General features: G+C 60.7%; 14 protein-coding genes. 7 read left to right on the top strand and 7 right to left on the bottom strand.

The features are described 5' to 3' along the window. Window positions 1–274: 274 nt before the first annotated feature. Together FFS18_RS10665 and FFS18_RS10660 are read right to left on the bottom strand one after the other, a co-directional pair. Window positions 275–559, bottom strand: coding sequence for a hypothetical protein (locus tag FFS18_RS10665; protein WP_058804129.1), 285 nt, complete (start codon window positions 557–559; stop codon window positions 275–277). After that, entirely contained in the window at window positions 556–1170 is a 615-nt protein-coding gene (locus FFS18_RS10660) for a hypothetical protein (protein WP_137870793.1), read from the bottom strand. The genes FFS18_RS10665 and FFS18_RS10660 overlap by 4 nt, the downstream gene beginning before the upstream one ends. 267 nt (window positions 1171–1437) lie before the next feature. Between FFS18_RS10660 and FFS18_RS10655 the strand changes: the two genes are divergently transcribed. After that, entirely contained in the window at window positions 1438–3951 is a 2514-nt protein-coding gene (locus FFS18_RS10655; RefSeq protein ID WP_171005286.1) for a MobA/MobL family protein, read from the top strand. 136 nt (window positions 3952–4087) lie between these two features. Here FFS18_RS10655 and FFS18_RS10650 read toward each other — a convergent pair whose 3' ends face one another. Further along, a complete protein-coding gene (locus tag FFS18_RS10650) occupies window positions 4088–4840 on the bottom strand; it encodes a GGDEF domain-containing protein (RefSeq protein WP_137870791.1) in 753 nt (250 codons plus the stop codon). A 114-nt stretch (window positions 4841–4954) separates the two neighbouring features. Then, on the bottom strand, window positions 4955–5263 hold the full coding sequence (locus FFS18_RS10645; RefSeq protein WP_137870790.1) for a hypothetical protein: 309 nt from the start codon (window positions 5261–5263) through the stop codon (window positions 4955–4957). Between the two features lie 191 nt (window positions 5264–5454). On the opposite strand from FFS18_RS10645, the gene FFS18_RS10640 reads away from it, so the two are divergent. The 5 genes from FFS18_RS10640 to FFS18_RS10625 all read left to right on the top strand — a co-directional run bounded on the left by FFS18_RS10640 (window position 5455) and on the right by FFS18_RS10625 (window position 9522). After that, complete coding sequence (locus FFS18_RS10640) at window positions 5455–6336, top strand: 3'-5' exonuclease (protein WP_137870789.1); 882 nt, start codon at window positions 5455–5457, stop codon at window positions 6334–6336. 272 nt (window positions 6337–6608) lie between these two features. Continuing rightward, entirely contained in the window at window positions 6609–7109 is a 501-nt protein-coding gene (locus tag FFS18_RS10635) for a hypothetical protein (protein ID WP_137870788.1), read from the top strand. Window positions 7110–7196: 87 nt separating this feature from the next. Next, window positions 7197–7370, top strand: coding sequence for a hypothetical protein (locus FFS18_RS17450; RefSeq protein WP_171005281.1), 174 nt, complete (start codon window positions 7197–7199; stop codon window positions 7368–7370). 98 nt (window positions 7371–7468) lie between these two features. Beyond that, the gene (locus FFS18_RS10630; protein ID WP_212743042.1) at window positions 7469–8938 is read left to right on the top strand and encodes a DNA methyltransferase family protein; all 1470 of its coding nucleotides are present in this window, start codon (window positions 7469–7471) and stop codon (window positions 8936–8938) included. Next, window positions 8938–9522: a hypothetical protein gene (locus tag FFS18_RS10625; protein ID WP_137870786.1), complete on the top strand. Its 585-nt coding sequence runs from the start codon at window positions 8938–8940 to the stop codon at window positions 9520–9522. Before FFS18_RS10630 ends, FFS18_RS10625 begins: the two co-directional genes overlap by 1 nt. Window positions 9523–9661: 139 nt before the next feature. Here the strand turns inward: FFS18_RS10625 and FFS18_RS10620 are convergent, their stop codons facing one another. Further along, window positions 9662–11008, bottom strand: coding sequence for a DUF4118 domain-containing protein (locus tag FFS18_RS10620; RefSeq protein ID WP_137870785.1), 1347 nt, complete (start codon window positions 11006–11008; stop codon window positions 9662–9664). Window positions 11009–11101: 93 nt separating this feature from the next. On the opposite strand from FFS18_RS10620, the gene FFS18_RS10615 reads away from it, so the two are divergent. Next, a complete protein-coding gene (locus FFS18_RS10615; RefSeq protein ID WP_137870784.1) occupies window positions 11102–13015 on the top strand; it encodes a potassium transporter Kup in 1914 nt (637 codons plus the stop codon). Between the two features lie 130 nt (window positions 13016–13145). Here FFS18_RS10615 and FFS18_RS10610 read toward each other — a convergent pair whose 3' ends face one another. Together FFS18_RS10610 and amaB are read right to left on the bottom strand one after the other, a co-directional pair. Beyond that, window positions 13146–14138 carry a tetratricopeptide repeat protein gene (locus tag FFS18_RS10610; RefSeq protein ID WP_137870783.1) on the bottom strand — a complete coding sequence of 331 codons (993 nt, stop codon included), beginning with the start codon at window positions 14136–14138 and terminating at the stop codon, window positions 13146–13148. 37 nt (window positions 14139–14175) lie between these two features. Continuing rightward, window positions 14176–15750, bottom strand: a complete 1575-nt coding sequence (gene amaB / locus FFS18_RS10605) for an L-piperidine-6-carboxylate dehydrogenase (RefSeq protein ID WP_137870782.1) — start codon at window positions 15748–15750, stop codon at window positions 14176–14178. Window positions 15751–15767 lie beyond the last annotated feature (17 nt).

Below are 15767 nucleotides of genomic sequence, written 5' to 3'. Positions count from 1 at the left end.
CGGCCAATGGTCCTGGGGGCATGCCCCCAGGACCATTGCCATCCCATCAATCAACCATCATGAAGGAGCCGGACTCTACCTCTGACTGGTAACAATCAGGGGAGCACGTCACCATCCCTCGCGAAGCAGGGCAACTATGCGTCGCTCGCTCACGGACTCACCGGCACAGATAGTCTTGTAAATTTGGCGGTGGCGGGCTACCCACTCAATAGACGATAACATTGGCATCCTAAAAGACTCCTTTGACAAAAGTCTCCTATTCTAGGATTTCCACCTATAGGTCGGCAAGCAATCGGGATATTTTTTCCAAATCTTCCGTTAGTCTGTGATCGTCGGCATCGATCCATAAGTGCATTTCCTCGATGACGAGGCCGAGATATTCCGCCGTCTTTTCGAATTGCTGCCATAAAGTTATGTTGCGTGGATCGTGCTGTAACTGGGACTCGCACGTTCGCATTTCGCCAGTCAGCTGCGCCGCATAATCCTCAAGTTCGCGATAAGAGCCAAACACGCGCTCGTCCGAGCCGAGCGTCAGCTTGACACTGCGTTGACCGCTCATGATCCTTCGACCCCGCCCGGACGAAGCCGAAAATTTGCATCGTGCGTCTTCAGCCAATCGTGCGCTGCGCCGCGTGTAATCTTTCCGGTTGGCTCCGCGACATTCAGATATTCGGCAGTGCGCGCAATCAGGAAATATTGTCCGCGGGTCATTGGTTTGGCGCGCCAGCTTTGCGTCGGTTGTGACGCCTCACGATCGGCCCATCGTGCACATTCTTCGGCATAGGCACGGCGTTCACGATCAAGAATGATCGCTTCGCCTTTGCGGTGCCATTGATCGAAGTTCGCGCGAACCGCGGCGACCTCGACCGAGAGATTGTCGGCGTCGCTTGACCCCACGGCATATTGCGCGAGTACCGCGGTGTATCTGTCCACCGGCAGACTGCGGAGATAAAGGCGGGCTGACGCCATCTCGCCTGTATAACCAGCGCGACGATCAGCCGCGGCGAGGGTTCTGGCGTGCCAGTTTTCGTGGCGGGTTATTTGGTCAATGCCGCTTCGGGCGGAACGCTTGGCTTTTTGAATGGCCGCGAGTTCCTCGCGGAGTTTCGCTTCCCTGGCTTTGGCGTCCGCGAGTTTGCGGCGCCGGCTCACTTCGTCTTTGTCGAACATTGTCTGCCTCCTTCAGTGGGGCAGTCCAATTAGTGCAGCGGCGCGCGTACCGAGCGGAGGGTCACTTCGCGAGGCAAGTAGCAGATCGGTGACCCTCCGCATTTGAGCGTGAGCGAAGTTGTAAGCTTGAATCCGAAGCAAAATCCCAAACTGATAGGCAGGAAGGGAAGAGGGGGGTGGGAGTGCGAAAGAAACGTTGACCGGGGTCAACAGGCCCATGGCTTTCGTCCCACCCCCCTCTTTCAAGTGAGCAAAATGGCGCAAAGCATGCAGTTGATCGGCGAAGATGGCGTAATGGCGCAGGCCGATGCGCGGGCCTTCGCAATTCTCATGGCGCCAGACCGCACCGCGCGCCGATTGAGGGCAGCGGACCGGACGATCGCAGGCGCGATCAATCGCGTTGCCACGATGCGCCGCAGGCGCGAGGCCGGGGCCGAAAGAGCTTACGCCATCGCTGACCGAGCGTTGCAGCGCGAGCTTGCCGAAAGCATTGCACCGGGATGGGGGCGCACGTTTCGGGTAAAGATGCAAAGCCCGCCATTCAGATCGGCATCCGACCGTAAAATCAGCAGATCGAAAATGGCGCCTTCCGCTGCTCGCCCGCTACGTCGATATCAGACCCCGCTGATCGATGCTCGCGGCCGTGTCGCGCTTTATATGAACGTCACCTACAAGGGCTTCAACTCGAAGGGTTGGCGTTCCGGCCTTGCCGCAGCCCACATTGAGTATATTTTTCGCGATGGGTCGCTCGAAGAGGGCGATGTTCAGCTGGCCCATCCGATCAGCAACATGGGCGAGAGCGTCGAAGAAATCGAAGCGGCTTGGCGCATGCTGGAGGCCGTCGAGGAAGGCTATCGGGCCAACGCCAAGGTCCAGTATCGTGTGGTGCTGAACTTGCCGCATGAACTGAGTGCCGGGCAGCGCCGTTCGTTCGTGTACGAGTTCTGCGAACGGACTTTTGGTCGGCTCGGTTTGCCCTATGCTGCCGCTCTCCATGTGCCGGACGAATTGAGTGATCAGCGCAATGTTCACGCCCATATCGTGTTTTCGACCCGGCCCTGCGAGCGCACCGCATCCTATCAGTGGGACGTCGCGGAGGAGAAGGTCAACGGTCTCACCGACAAGGCGGGCCTGTTCCGGCTGCGCGCGCTCTGCGCGGCGCACATGAATCAAGCCTGTCGCCACGCGGGCCTAGCAACACGCTTCACGCATCTTAGCTATCAGGCGCGCAGTTTGAATGCCCAGCGCCAGGAGCACGTAGGACCGGAACGCATGGCGGCATTTGACCGCGGCGAAACAGTCGCGGTAATCGAAAGCAACGCTCGCATTGTGAAGCTCAATGAATTGGGCGTCGCTACCGACAGCACCGCCAAAAAACTTGTCCTAGCCGAGCGTGAAACCGCGCTGCTGGCGCGTAGCGTCGAGATCGCAGAGAGACGGCGCAATCTTGCCGCGCAGCGCGATACCCTCGCCGAATTCATGAGACGTATTCGCGCGGTCGCTATTCCCTCGCGTCGCCGCCCCTTACCGGACGTCGCAATCGTCCGCCAAATTGCGTCGCGTGCTGCCAGTGTCCGAACGGCGATCCAGGAACGGGTCGCTTACCACGTGCCTGTGAGCCGCAACGCCGACGTCGAGAATATCGCGGCCAACGTCCGACGCATGACAGCGCAGCGGATACTGTTGGAAGCGCGTCGCACAGGACTGGACCACGCGGTGGCGCAGCTTAGGGCTATACGCCAGCGGCTGGATCAGAATCGGCTGGCCACGGCCACGGCCACGGCCACGGCCACGGCCGCTGCCACTGGCACTGCCACCGCAGCTGCCGCCAATGAAGCGGGTCGCTCGGTTTTGCTCGGCGCGAAAGTCGCGCCATACCAGACTGGCAAGCTCGGACTTCAGCTGGATACATCGCGGCTCGATGCCTCTGAGGTCGCGCGTGTGCAGGCTATGGACGAAAATGCGCGCCGCGCCGCTCTTTCAGAGCGCCATCGTAATGATCGTCGACGTGCTGCAGATATTGCAGCGGCAGCGGCGGCGGAGTCCTACCAGGCGCAGCACCAGCGCGCATGGAATGATTTGCTGCAGGAGCTTCGCAAGACGCGGCGTTACATTCCGAGCGAAAACGGAAAGCCGGTGTGGCATGCATCTACGCTTGGCCGTCATGGACTTGGACCCTCCGCAATCCTCCCGGCGGAACTCGAGCGCGATGTTCAGGAAATTCTGCAGCGGCAGCACGCCGAGATTTCGCAGATTGCGGAGTTTTCCAAAACAGCTCCGGGAAGCATCCACAAGGTCGACGGTAAGTGGTCGGCACCGGAGCACGCGCCTGCTGATATTAGGCGTCTTGTCCAAGCGTGGAGTAATGAACCGCGCATGCAATCGGTCTGGGAGCGCGAGGCTCAGTCCGGTGGCGCGCGCGAATATGTTACCGGCTCCTCCAGATCGGCTGACCCGTCGCCTTCGATCCCAGATGGCCGGCAGACCGCACCGGTAACGATCAAAAAGGACGCTGAGATCCCTGCCTTGGGAGATTCGCCGGCGAGCGCAGCGGGACGAAGGCCCGCGTCGTCCGAGATGCCGGTCATCCAGTATGAAGAAATGCTCGTCGCCGCAGCCGAAGCGCGCCAACGCCGCGACGCGCGATGGCTCAAGACGCGACGGATCGATACCCATGTCGAGATGTCAGTCACGCCAGAATCAACCAAGAAAGGTTTGGACGAGCATCCCGCGGAAGCGGCCAATCGCCCGTTCCCGAAAGAGCAGAGCCTTGAACATTAGGGCCAAATCTCGTTCATCCGCGTCAGAAATCTGGAGCGAGGGCGACAGTGGACCAGTAGTCCTGCGGACCGCCGTCAGCTTAAATGAAGGAAATCTGATTTTCGCAGTTCGGAAGCCTTGTCGGACGAGACGGGCATTATGCTGCTGCGCTTGCAGCGACTGAATAGGAGTTTCTGCCCTCACGCTTACAATTGTAGAGCTGTTCATCTGCGCGCCGCAGGATGAAATCTATCTTTTCCGCTCGGCTGCCGATGGCTGCGCCGAGGCTAACCGTCATCGGAATTGGATGACTGTCATAGACACAGGGCATTTTTTCGATCGTGCGGCAAATTGAAGCCGCTAGGCTGCGGGTGTCTGCCAAGCTTGTCCAGTCGGTCAGTATCGCAAACTCGTCACCACCCAGCCGAGCTACCGTTGCTCCTTGAGGACTAATCTGCACCAGTATGTTCGCAACGTGCCTGATCGCCTCATCGCCCGCATCATGGCCTAAATTATCGTTGATGCTCTTGAAGTGGTCAATGTCGGCCAACAAAAGAAGGACCGGCTGGGCGATCCGGTTGTTACTGGGTTGGTCCCTCATTTTCGCAGCGGCGGTGAGGAGTGCACGCCGATTCAATAAACCGGTCATTTCATCGTGGTCGGCAAGCCATTCTGCCTTTCCGTGCAACCTGAAATATCGGTAGTTCAGCAAACCTACCCAAAGTGAAATCGGGGGCGATATTAACATGGGAATCAAAAGCGCGGCCACGATCGATCGGTGATAGAGGTCAGGTGGGAGGTCGCTGCTTATCCAAGAAACGATGGTGACCGAAGCCGTCATCGCAATTAGCATGATGATCAGACCTCGGGCTGCGAGATTGAAGATCAATGTTTTGCTGTGAACGGGCATCGCTCTCGGTCTCCCATCTGCCGGGAACCACTTTTACGCTTTGTCGATAGCGAACGGCTTAACAAAATCCGGAAATGTTGCAATCATCATGTGGCCGACTGCGCTCCTACCCGGTCACGCCGCCGGTGATGATTTTGTATGTCCTGAGATTCGAAGTCGGGCGATTTCCTGCTCACGGGCATCGCATAGTTTAATCGCTGTACTTTTCAGGCTCCAGACAACCTGATGAAGGGCAGAGCAGAAGCACTCCAGATCCTCGGCCGCAACATACCACATGGCGATGGGGCAACTGGTGCAGGCGGCATCCGGCTCATCGACCGAAAAGCGAGGGTTTGCGCTGTTCCTGTCGGCCTCGAGAGTTTTTAATGTTGGACTTTCGTAAGCGCCGGAATGCGGCGCAATCGGTGTTTGTTCAAATGTCATTACTATCATCCAACAGGTTGATCCCTGGCGACCTTTATCGGCGGCCTACCTTAAAAGTCCGTTTCTCCATCGGACGGCATACTCATGTGACCGGGATGGAAAAGCTGCCGCGACCGCGTCTCCTGCAGCCGGGTGAAGAGGGGAGGAAAAGCCTCGCCTCCGCTCGGCGGTAAGCAAACAGGAGCAAACCCATGACCATTCATAATGACGCCGCCTCCTACGAGGCGGCGCTACGTCTCTGCGCATCGCGCGAGGATGTCCGCATCCTCCGCCGCGTCCGGCCGATTCACGAACTTGTGAACGACGGACCCCCAATCGGGCCGACACGGAGCATCGCGATCGTCGATACGGAAACAACCTCGGTCGATGTCCAGACCGCCGAGGTCATCGAAATCGCCGCCGCAGTCGTGCTGGTCGACGACGCCGGAGAAATCCGCGTCATCGATACCGCACTGCGCGGCTTGCGTGATCCCGGCATTCCGATCCCGGCCGAGGTGCAGCGGCTGACCGGAATATCGGACGACGACGTGGCAGGGCGGGCGTTGAACGTGCCGCGCTGGGAAGCGCTGCTCGGCGGCTCTGACCTGATTGTCGCGCACAATTCTGCCTACGACGCTCCAATTGTTGAACGCCTGTTGCCCGGGATCAAGGGGCATGCCTGGGCCTGTTCGATGCGCGAAATTGATTGGGCGGCGCATGGGTTCGATGGCGCCAAACTCGGTCATCTCCTGATGCAGATTGGCTACTTCACCACCGGGCATCGGGCGGACGCCGATGTGATCAGTCTCGCGCATCTGCTGACCCATCGTCCGGACGGCGTGCGCCCGCTGATGGCGGAGCTGGTTGCGCGGGCCGCGCAGCCGTCGTTGCGGATCGAGGCGACGGGTGCGCCGTTCGACAAACGCCATCTCCTCAAGGCGCGCGGCTATCGCTGGGATGCGCGCGAGAAGGTCTGGTGGCGCGAGATCGCCGAAGCGGCGCACGAGGCGGAAGCCCTTTGGCTCGCGCGCGATGCCGAGCTCCGCGCAACATCGCGCGTGACCCGGCTCAGCTGGAACACACGTTATCGATAGAGCGAGAGGGCCTCGCTGCTCTGGTCGCGCGAGCAGCGAGGCCAGCGAGCGTCCATATCCCACAACGCTTCGCATGAAGGGGAGGTCGCAATCTCTTCCTTCAGGGATCGGCTTAGCCTCAAATTTTGAACATCCGGTAAATCGACGGCCCCCGGCCGTCGCTTGGCGCCGACAGGCGCAAGCCACCGCGGATGCGGCGGAATTGAGCACCGTGAGAGAGCGGAAAAAGGCTCCGGCCAAAGCGGCCGTCACCTAAGAGTAAGGAATACAGCATGAACGACACCATGATGCAGGCGCTGCAGCAGGAGAAACACGCCTGGGCTCTGCGCCACGAGATGGGCTTCCCGGCGGACGCCAAGCTAACGCCGTCAATCGAATTCGGCACCGGTGGCGCGATCGACGGCGGCATCGTGCGCGAACTGGTTCTCCGCGCGATGGAGCGGGACCAGGACATCATTTATGAAGGTCAGGCCCACACCGGCAAGTCCGGGCCGCGTGAGTATCTGGCAGTTATGCGCAACCAACATTTGATCCACATCTTTCGCTGCCGACCCTGGTCGGGCGACAGCAATGCGCCGATCATATTGGTGTCGGAATGCGGGAAAGTTACGATCCGGCTCGGCAGCGATGGCGCGTTCGAATGTCTGGCGGGAGCGCCCTCTGACCTTGCGGGCGGACACTGTCGAGCCTTGGCCCGCATAGAACGCGTCGCCGCCGAGACGCGCACGCGTATCAAGACGCACACGTCCCAGCCGCGCGCCAGCGAAGTCTAATCGGGATCGGTTCCGGCAGCTGTCATTCTCAAAACCACTGAACACCGCGGCAGGCCGAGCCTGCCGCCCATTCCAAAGGAAATATATTTGAAATACGAACCCCGTATCGGCGTTGAACGCCGACCGCGCAGCTATATCGTGCTCGACGTCGAGTCCGCTGTCATCGATGAAAGCGGCCATCGCCGTTACCAGGCCACGGAGCGGTATAGCCCCGGTAACGACAACAACCAGCCCGCGCGCCGCGGTTACGGGCATCGATGATTTCGAGTTTCGTGACAACGCAGAAACGAAGGCACGCGCTCTTGGCTTGGACAGCTTTCTATTGTGGAATGTGACCCACGCGCATTTGTATAATGCACATGCCGTTGCGTATCTTTCAGCGCGATGCATTTGCGCTAGAGCCAACGACGGCGATCGACTTTCGCAATCCTACCGATGGAACGGTCTTCAGCGAGTCTTTGGGGAATTTTGAAGCGATTACCAGCAATTTGCCTTTCATCGCGCAAGAAGGCCGGAGGCAGTACGGGAATGCCCTCGATCGCGTGACAGCCGGAATGGGGGAAGAAGGCGAACGATTCACGCGGCGGGCGGATGTTGCTGCTTACCTTCCGTTTTCCCTGCATCCCTTGCTTGTAGAGGGCGGACGTCTTGGCATCGTTATAACAAATGCATGGCTCGGGACCGATTGGGGCGATGCTTTCTATAACCTGCTCGGGCGCTATTATGACCTAAAGGCGGTCGTCACCTCAGGTGCGGGCCGCTGGTTTCAGAACAGCGAAGTCGTCACCAATATTCTGATCATGGAGAAGAAGGTCGATCCCGCGCAGCCAAATGGGGATATCAAATTTGTAGTGCTGACTCGGCCATTGGAGGAATTGGCCGACGAAGAGGCAGTTCAGATTGCGGCCGCCCAGATTGAGCTGGGCCAAACTCAAAACGATACCATGACAATCCGTGCAATCAGTCCTTCCAACCTTGCGCGCTTTAGGCAGTTTGGACTGGGCGGGAATGCCCAATTTTCAGATTGCGATTGGGTGCTCGACCTTCCCCTCGCGCCTCTCAAGGACCTCTTCACAGTTCGCCGCGGCGAACGGCGCGGCATGAACGCTCTGTTTTACCCCCGTCCCGGCCACGGGATTGAACCCGAATATATCAAGCCGTTGGCTAAAAGCCCGACCGATTTTTCTCGGTTGCGCTGCCCGGCAGCGAAGGAAGCATTCGCCTGTTCGCGAACCGAAGTAGATCTTGCAGCGCGCGGTCACACCGGCGCTCTCAACTGGATCAGGCGCTTTAAAACGCCGGAAAATATGGCGAAGCTCGGCACGAACGGCCTGATGTGGTATGAAATGAAAGCCGACACGCTGACCGATCTGGTGATGTTCATCAATTATGGTGACCGATTGTTCGTAGGCAGAGTCGATCCGCCGGCCTTTGCTGATCAAAGGTTGGTTCGGCTGGAGCCTAAAGGCGCAGTGGATATCGACCTCGCTCATGCGCTACTCAATTCCACAATCTCGATGTTCATCATCGAAGGGATGGGGTTCGGGCGAGGGCTCGGTGCGCTAGATCTCAATAAGGATCGCATCGAAGATTACATGCACATCCTCAATCCTGCGCGTCTCAACCAGGCAGGGATCGACGCGATCAAAACCGCATTTGTGCCGTTGCTCGCGCGCGATGTGCTCAATGTCGCCGACGAACTGGAACAGGCCGACCGACAAAGGTTTGACGATGCGGTCATCGCTGCATTCGCCTTGGGCATGGATCGGCAGCGCATTTATGACGCGCTGCTCTCGCTGGTCGAGATACGGCAGACAGCCTTGGAGTGATGCATGGCGAAGAGGACTTCGACGACGCGACGGGTGATCTTTTATCGCCCTTAACGGAAACAGAGTTTTTGCAGCTGTTACTGCGCGATCTTTATGGGGATTTGCCGGGCCGGATCACAAGATTGCGTTACCTCGGCGACCAAGCTGGCACGCTTGGGTCTGCTGGGACAATTATTATAGGTGGTTCGCCAGCCTACAATGCATTCACAGAGGCCCGTTCCTCGTTCGTGAATGGCAATTATGCTGCGACCATTATTCTATGCCAAGCGACGGCCGAAAATCTTCTCGCTGCTGCCGCCAGTCTGCACGGGAGCCAAGTGCCAAATCGGATAGCATTCGCCGAGACTCTGCGTTTGTGCGAAAGTATGGGCTATGTCACAGCACACGATCGCGAGGAACTTCAGAAGCTCGCAAACCTCCGAAATCCCCTCGCTCATTATCGAAGCCTAGACGACCCCACTCATGTGGACCGACGTTCGATTGCCGAAAAAACGCATTTCCTTGAGATTATGGAGCGCGACGCTTTCTTTGCGATCGCTCTCATCATGCAGCTTCTCTCCAAGCGACCGTTCCGTGTCGGCTAGCGGCTCTTATGCCTCCCTCGCCACCACTATTTCCCAATGATTTGAGTGCCCGTCTCTTTCATGCCGGGTGCACCATTTGCGTTGGGCGGTTTGCCGAACAAAAGGACACGAAGCCTCGCGACCTTAGGCTTAGAGCGCTTCATGGTGCCGTAAGTCGATAGCCCACGGCAGGCTCGTTCAAGATAAATTCGGGGCGCTGAGGTTCGTTTTCGAGTTTCAGGCGCAGGCTGCGGATCGCGACGCGCAGATAGTCGATCTGCTCCTGCTGTGCTGGACCCCAGACGGCGCGCAGAAGATGCGTGTGCGTCAGGACGCGGCCCGCATGTTTTGCGAGTTCGGCGAGCACCGCATATTCCTTGGGCGTCAGATGCACATCTGTGCCGTCGCGGCGCACTACGCGATTGTGGAGGTCGATCGCCAGCGGCCCGATGACCAGCGGTTCCCGCGTATCGCCCGGATTGAGGTCAACAAGGCGGTCGACATATCGGTCGAGCTGAGCGGCTTCGGTGGCGACCGTGGCGCTGAGGGAGGGGTCGATGCCGCCACCCGCCCGCCGGATCGCGCGCGCCGCCGCGGCAATCGAGTGCAGCCGCGGTTTCACATCCTCGCCGATCGCGGTCAGCAGCGCCGAGCGCAGCCGGTCGCGCTCGCGTAGCCCGGCGACATCGCGCGCCTCGCGCTCGAGCCGGGCACGTTCGAGCGCAAGCGCGATCTGGTCGAGCAGATTGGCGAGTAAAATCTGCTGCTGCTCGTCTACCGGTGGCGACCCGTCGGCATGTGCCAGTCCCGCTGCCGCCAGTACCGCCTCGCCCGCAATGACGGGATGGAATTGCCAGTCGGTCAAGTCGACCCGCCCGATCCCGCGGCCGGTTACGAGCGCGGATTCGATGCACAATGTCGCCGCCGCCAGATCATTCGGGCCGAGTGCAGCGCCAGTGGGCGCGATTGCGGCGATCGTTGGTGTTTTGCCGCCCATGACCACCACGGTGTGGGCGCCGAACAATCGGGCCAGTTCGCTGGCCGCGACCTCTGCGATCGCCGTTTCGTCGGCGCAGGAAAGCAGGCGGCGGGCGAGGCCGGCGATGGTGGCGTTGCGCGCCGCATGCGCATCGGCGCGCCGACTTTGTTCACGAAGCGAAGCGGCAAGGCGACTGGTCACCGCTGCGACGAGGAACAGCACGGTGACGGTGACGATGTCGGCAGGGCTGTGAATGATGAGCGTGCCGTAGGGGGCGGTGAAAAAGAAATTATAGGCGAGTGCCGAAAGCGCGGCGGTGGCGAATGCAGGCCAGAATCCGGATAGCAGCGCGGCCGCCAGCACCGGCGGAATATAAAGCAGCGCTACCGGCCCGCTACCCCAGCGCGGCGCGATGAGCAGTCCGGCGATCGTGGCGACCGCGATCAACAACAGGGTCGCGGCGAAACCGCCAAGGCGGACAGCCATTTCATCTTGCCGAAAGCGTCGGCCGGTCGGGACGGTATGCATGCGCAACAAATGCGCCTGCGAAGCGAGCCTGTCGAGCCGGTGCGGTCAATTCCACATGGAATCTTTATGCCGATCGCGACCACATCGCCCCTCATGACAAACCTCAACGCTCTACCCGCTGCCACTGCGGCATCCGCACCCACCGGTCCCAAGGACCGCCTGCCCATCCTCATGCTCGGCGCGATCGGTGTCGTGTTCGGCGACATCGGTACCTCGCCGCTATACGCGCTGAAAGAAAGCTTCATCGGGCCGCACCCACTGGCCGTGGACCGGCTGCACATCTTCGGTGTGCTCAGTCTGATCTTCTGGTCGTTGATGCTGATCGTGACGGTCAAATATGTTTTCGTTGCGATGCGCGCACACAATCGGGGCGAAGGCGGTTCCTTTGCGCTGCTGGCGCTCGTGTCGCGGCACTTTGGTGCGGGCCGCTGGAACGCGGCGCTCGTTATCCTGGGCGTTCTGGCAGCGTCGATGTTCTATGGCGACGCAATGCTGACCCCAGCGATCTCGGTGTTGTCGGCGGTCGAGGGGCTGACCGTTGTCGAGGCGAGTCTGCAACCGTTGGTTCTGCCGATCGCGGTTGTCATCATGGTCGCGTTGTTTCTGATCCAGTCGCGGGGGACCGCGAGGGTCGGGGCATTGTTCGGTCCGATCGTGCTGATCTATTTCGCGACGCTAGCGACCCTGGGGGTGGTCAATATTGCAGACCATCCGGAGATTCTGGGCATCGTGAACCCCTATTGGGCGTTTGAATTTTTTCTGTACGATACCCGGTTGGCGTTTCTCGCGATGGGATCGGTGTTTCTGGCGGTTACCGGTGCCGAAACGCTATACGCCGACATGGGACATTTCGGACGCAAGGCGGTGGGGCTCAGCTGGCTGACGATCGCCTATCCGTGCCTGATGCTCAATTATATGGGGCAGGGGGCGCTGTTGCTGGGTACGCCCGCGGCGGTCGAAAATCCATTCTATCTGATGGCGCCAGAGTGGGCGCGTCTGCCGCTGGTTTTGATCGCGACGGCGGCGACGATCATCGCCAGCCAGGCGGTGATTTCCGGCGCCTTTTCGGTTACGCATCAGGCGATCCAGCTCGGTTTCCTGCCGCGGTTGCGCACCCTCCACACCAGCGAAAAGGCCGCGGGACAAATCTATATTCCGGCGATCAACTGGAGCCTGTTGGCGATGGTGCTGGTCTTGGTCCTTGGCTTCGGCGAATCGACCCGGCTTGCATCGGCCTATGGCATCTCGGTCATCGGGACGATGTTGATTACCACATTGATGCTGGCCTTTTTGCTCTTCAAGGTGTGGCGCTGGAACAAATGGCTGGCGACGATGACGATCGGGTTGTTTCTGCTCGTCGACGGCACCTATTTTGCCTCGAACATCACCAAGATCCCCGACGGCGGCTGGTTCCCGCTGGTGGTCGCCGCCATCCTGTTCACGGTGCTGACCACCTGGTCGAAGGGGCGCCGCCTGATGCGCGAGCGGCTGGACGAGGGGGCCATCCCGTTGCCGGTATTCATCGAATCGGCGGCGATGTCGGCACACCGGGTCCGCAACACCGCGGTGTTCATGTCGGCGTCGCCCGACGGGGTTCCCTCGGCGTTGCTGCACAATCTGAAGCACAACCAGGTGTTGCACGAACGGGTGTTGATCCTGACCGTGCAGGTTGCCGACGAACCATATGTGGAGGCGGGCCGGCGCGTCGACGTCCACGACGCCGGTCGGGGCTTTTACCGCGTCATCCTGCATTATGGCTTTATGGAGGATGTCGATGTCCCCCGCGACCTGGCGAAGCTGACGCGGATCGGTGCGCCATTCGACCTGATGACCGCCAGCTTCTTTCTGGGTCGGCAAAAGCTGGTGGCGTCGACGCGGACGCCCGGCATGGCGTTGTGGCGCGAGCGCCTGTTTGCCTGGATGAGCAAGAGCTCGGAAAGCGCGATGGAGTCGTTCAGGATCCCGACCAACCGCGTGGTCGAGCTCGGCAGTCAGGTGCAGATTTGAACCGATCGCTGGTCGATCGCGCGACCGGAATGGCGTCCATCACCGCTTCCGATGCACCGAGCCGCTGATTGCCGCCGCTCCTGCGCGCCAGGGACCACGCGCGGGAACGACGGCTTGCGGCGATCGGCCGTCAGGGCTTTTCGCCGGGAAACAGCAGCAGCCAGTCGGCCTCGGCCTGGACCCGGGCAAAATAGCTCCAGCTGTCGACGTTGATCGACCGCTGGAGCCAAGGTTTCGCCTTTTCGGCCTCGCCCATCAGGATGTAATAATTGGCGAGGCTGTAGGCGGTCGATGCGGCGACGCCATCGGCAGTGGCAAAGGCGCGGCCGGTGTCTTCGGCGCTGAAGAAGGATTTGGGCGAGCGGTTGCCCTTGAACAGCTGGATGCCGTCGAAATAGGTGTCGGGGCTGCCGTCGGGCGGCACTTCGAACAGCGTCAGGTCGTAATCGTCCAGCACCTTCTGCGCCGCGCGCAGATTGCCGCCGCGCGCGAGCGACAGATATTCCCAATAGCTGTTCGCGGTGCGCGCTTCGACATCATGGTTGAACGCGGCGGACTCGGCCGACTTGGCGAACCATTTGGCGGCGTTGTCATAGTCGTGCTTGGCGAAATAGGCCTGGCCGAGGTGGTAATAGAGATAATATTGCACGACATCGGGCGAGCCGGGGAAATAGTCGGGACCCGGCTTTTCGCGCTCGAGCGGCTGGCCTTCGTATAGCTTGGCGGCCTTCAGCCCGACCTCGATCGATTTGTCGACTTGGCGGAGCGAGAAATGGCGATGCGCGAGGTGGCGCATCAGCTTGGCCGAATTGGGAAAACGCTTGAGCGCGGTTTCATAGACCGCCGCCGATTCCCTGACATAACCCTGATAGAAGAGGATGCGGCCGTACCAGGTCGCGGTGTCGACCGTCATGTTGCTTTCATAGGCCGCCTTGGCGTCCTTGGCGGCGCGTTCGAGCGTCGCGACCGCGGCGACGCCGACATTGCGATCGGGGTTCGTCACCATCGGCTGGCCGAGCAGCGAGGTGCCCTGGAAGCTGCCTTCCTGCGCGGTCGCCAGCGTCGGCGTCGCAAGCATCAGCAGACTGGCCGACGCCAGGAATTTCAGGGTGCGGGGGATCATATTCACTCTCCTTGGACTTGTTTGTTGTGGTGCTGTTTCACGGATCGATGTCGAGGTCGAACTTGACCCCCTGCGCCAGCGGCAGCGACGCCGAATAATTCACCGTCGCGGTGGCACGGCGCATATAGTTTTTCCAGCTGTCGGAGCCCGAAACGCGCCCGCCACCGGTCACTTTTTCGCCGCCGAAAGCGCCGCCGATTTCGGCGCCGCTGGTGCCGATGTTGACGTTGACGATGCCGCAATCGCTACCCTCGGCCGACTGGAAGCGCTCGGCCTCGCGGACGTCGCTGGTAAAGATGCTCGATGACAGGCCTTGCGAGACACCGTTCTGCAGCGCGATCGCTTCGTCGAGTGTGTCATAGCCCATGACATAGAGGATCGGGGCGAAGGTTTCCTCGCGGACGATCGCGGTCTGTCCGGGCATTTCGGCGATCGCCGGGCGGACATAATAGCCGTCCGCTCCTCCCTCGATGTCGAGCCGCTCGCCGCCATGCACGATGCCGCCTTCGGCCCGTGCCTGTTCGAGCGCGCGCTGCATGCCGTCGAACGCCATCCGGTCGATCAGCGGTCCGACATGCGTGGCATCGTCGAGCGGCGTTCCGATGCGCAGCGTGGCAAAGGTCGCGATCAGCCGCTGAACAAAGGCGTCGCGGATGCTGTTGTGGACGATCAGGCGGCGCAGGGTGGTACAGCGCTGGCCGCAGGTGCCGGTCGCCGCGAACACTGCGCCGCGTAGCGCGAGGTCGAGATCGGCGCTGGGCGCGATAATCGCCGCATTGTTGCCGCCGAGCTCGAGGACGGGGCGGGCAAAGCGCCGCGCGAGGCGCACCGCGACATCCTGCCCCATCCGCACGCTGCCCGTCGCGCTGACGATCGCGACGTCGGGGTGGTCGGCGATCGCGGTACCGCAGCGCGCGTCGCCGACGACGACCTGGATCAAATTGGCGGGCGCCAGATCATAGTCGGCGGCGGCTTTTTCGAGCAGCCCGGCAAAGGCGAGCGCGGTGAGCGGGGTCTTTTCCGAGGGTTTCCAGATCGCGCTGTCGCCGCACACCAGCGCGACGGTCGTCCCCCACGCCCAGACCGCGGCGGGGAAATTGAATGCCGAGATCAACCCGAGCACCCCCATCGGGTGCCAATATTCGGTCAGGCGGTGTTCGGGGCGTTCGGACGCGATGGTCAGCCCGAACAGCTGGCGCGACAGGCCGACGGCATATTCGCAGATGTCGATGACTTCCTGCACCTCGCCGCGCGCTTCGGTCAGGATCTTGCCATTCTCGATCGACAGCAGCAGCGACAGCGCTTCCTTATGCTCGCGGACGAGGGCGCCATAGCGGCGGACGAGTTCGCCGCGGTGCGGCGCCGGGACCAGCTTCCACGCGGCAAAGGCGGTGCGGGCATTGGCGACCACCGCGTCGATGTCGCCGGGAGTGTCCATGCCCAGCGTTGCCAGCTCGGATCCGTCGATCGGCGAAAAGACGGGCAGGTCGGCGCCGAGGCGATCGGTCAGCGACAGTCCGAGCTGATCGAAGGTCGCGGCGGCCTGCTTTGCCAGCGGGGAAGCGGCGTGCGCGGTCGACGGGATTTTGGCGATATTTTCAGGAGCGTTCATAAAATTCTTTTCTGTCA

This window comes from Sphingopyxis sp. 2PD (assembly GCF_005503695.1).
Classification (GTDB): domain Bacteria; phylum Pseudomonadota; class Alphaproteobacteria; order Sphingomonadales; family Sphingomonadaceae; genus Sphingopyxis.
Note: the sequence above shows the minus strand (reverse complement) of the source record. Positions and strands in the feature narration are given on the sequence as shown.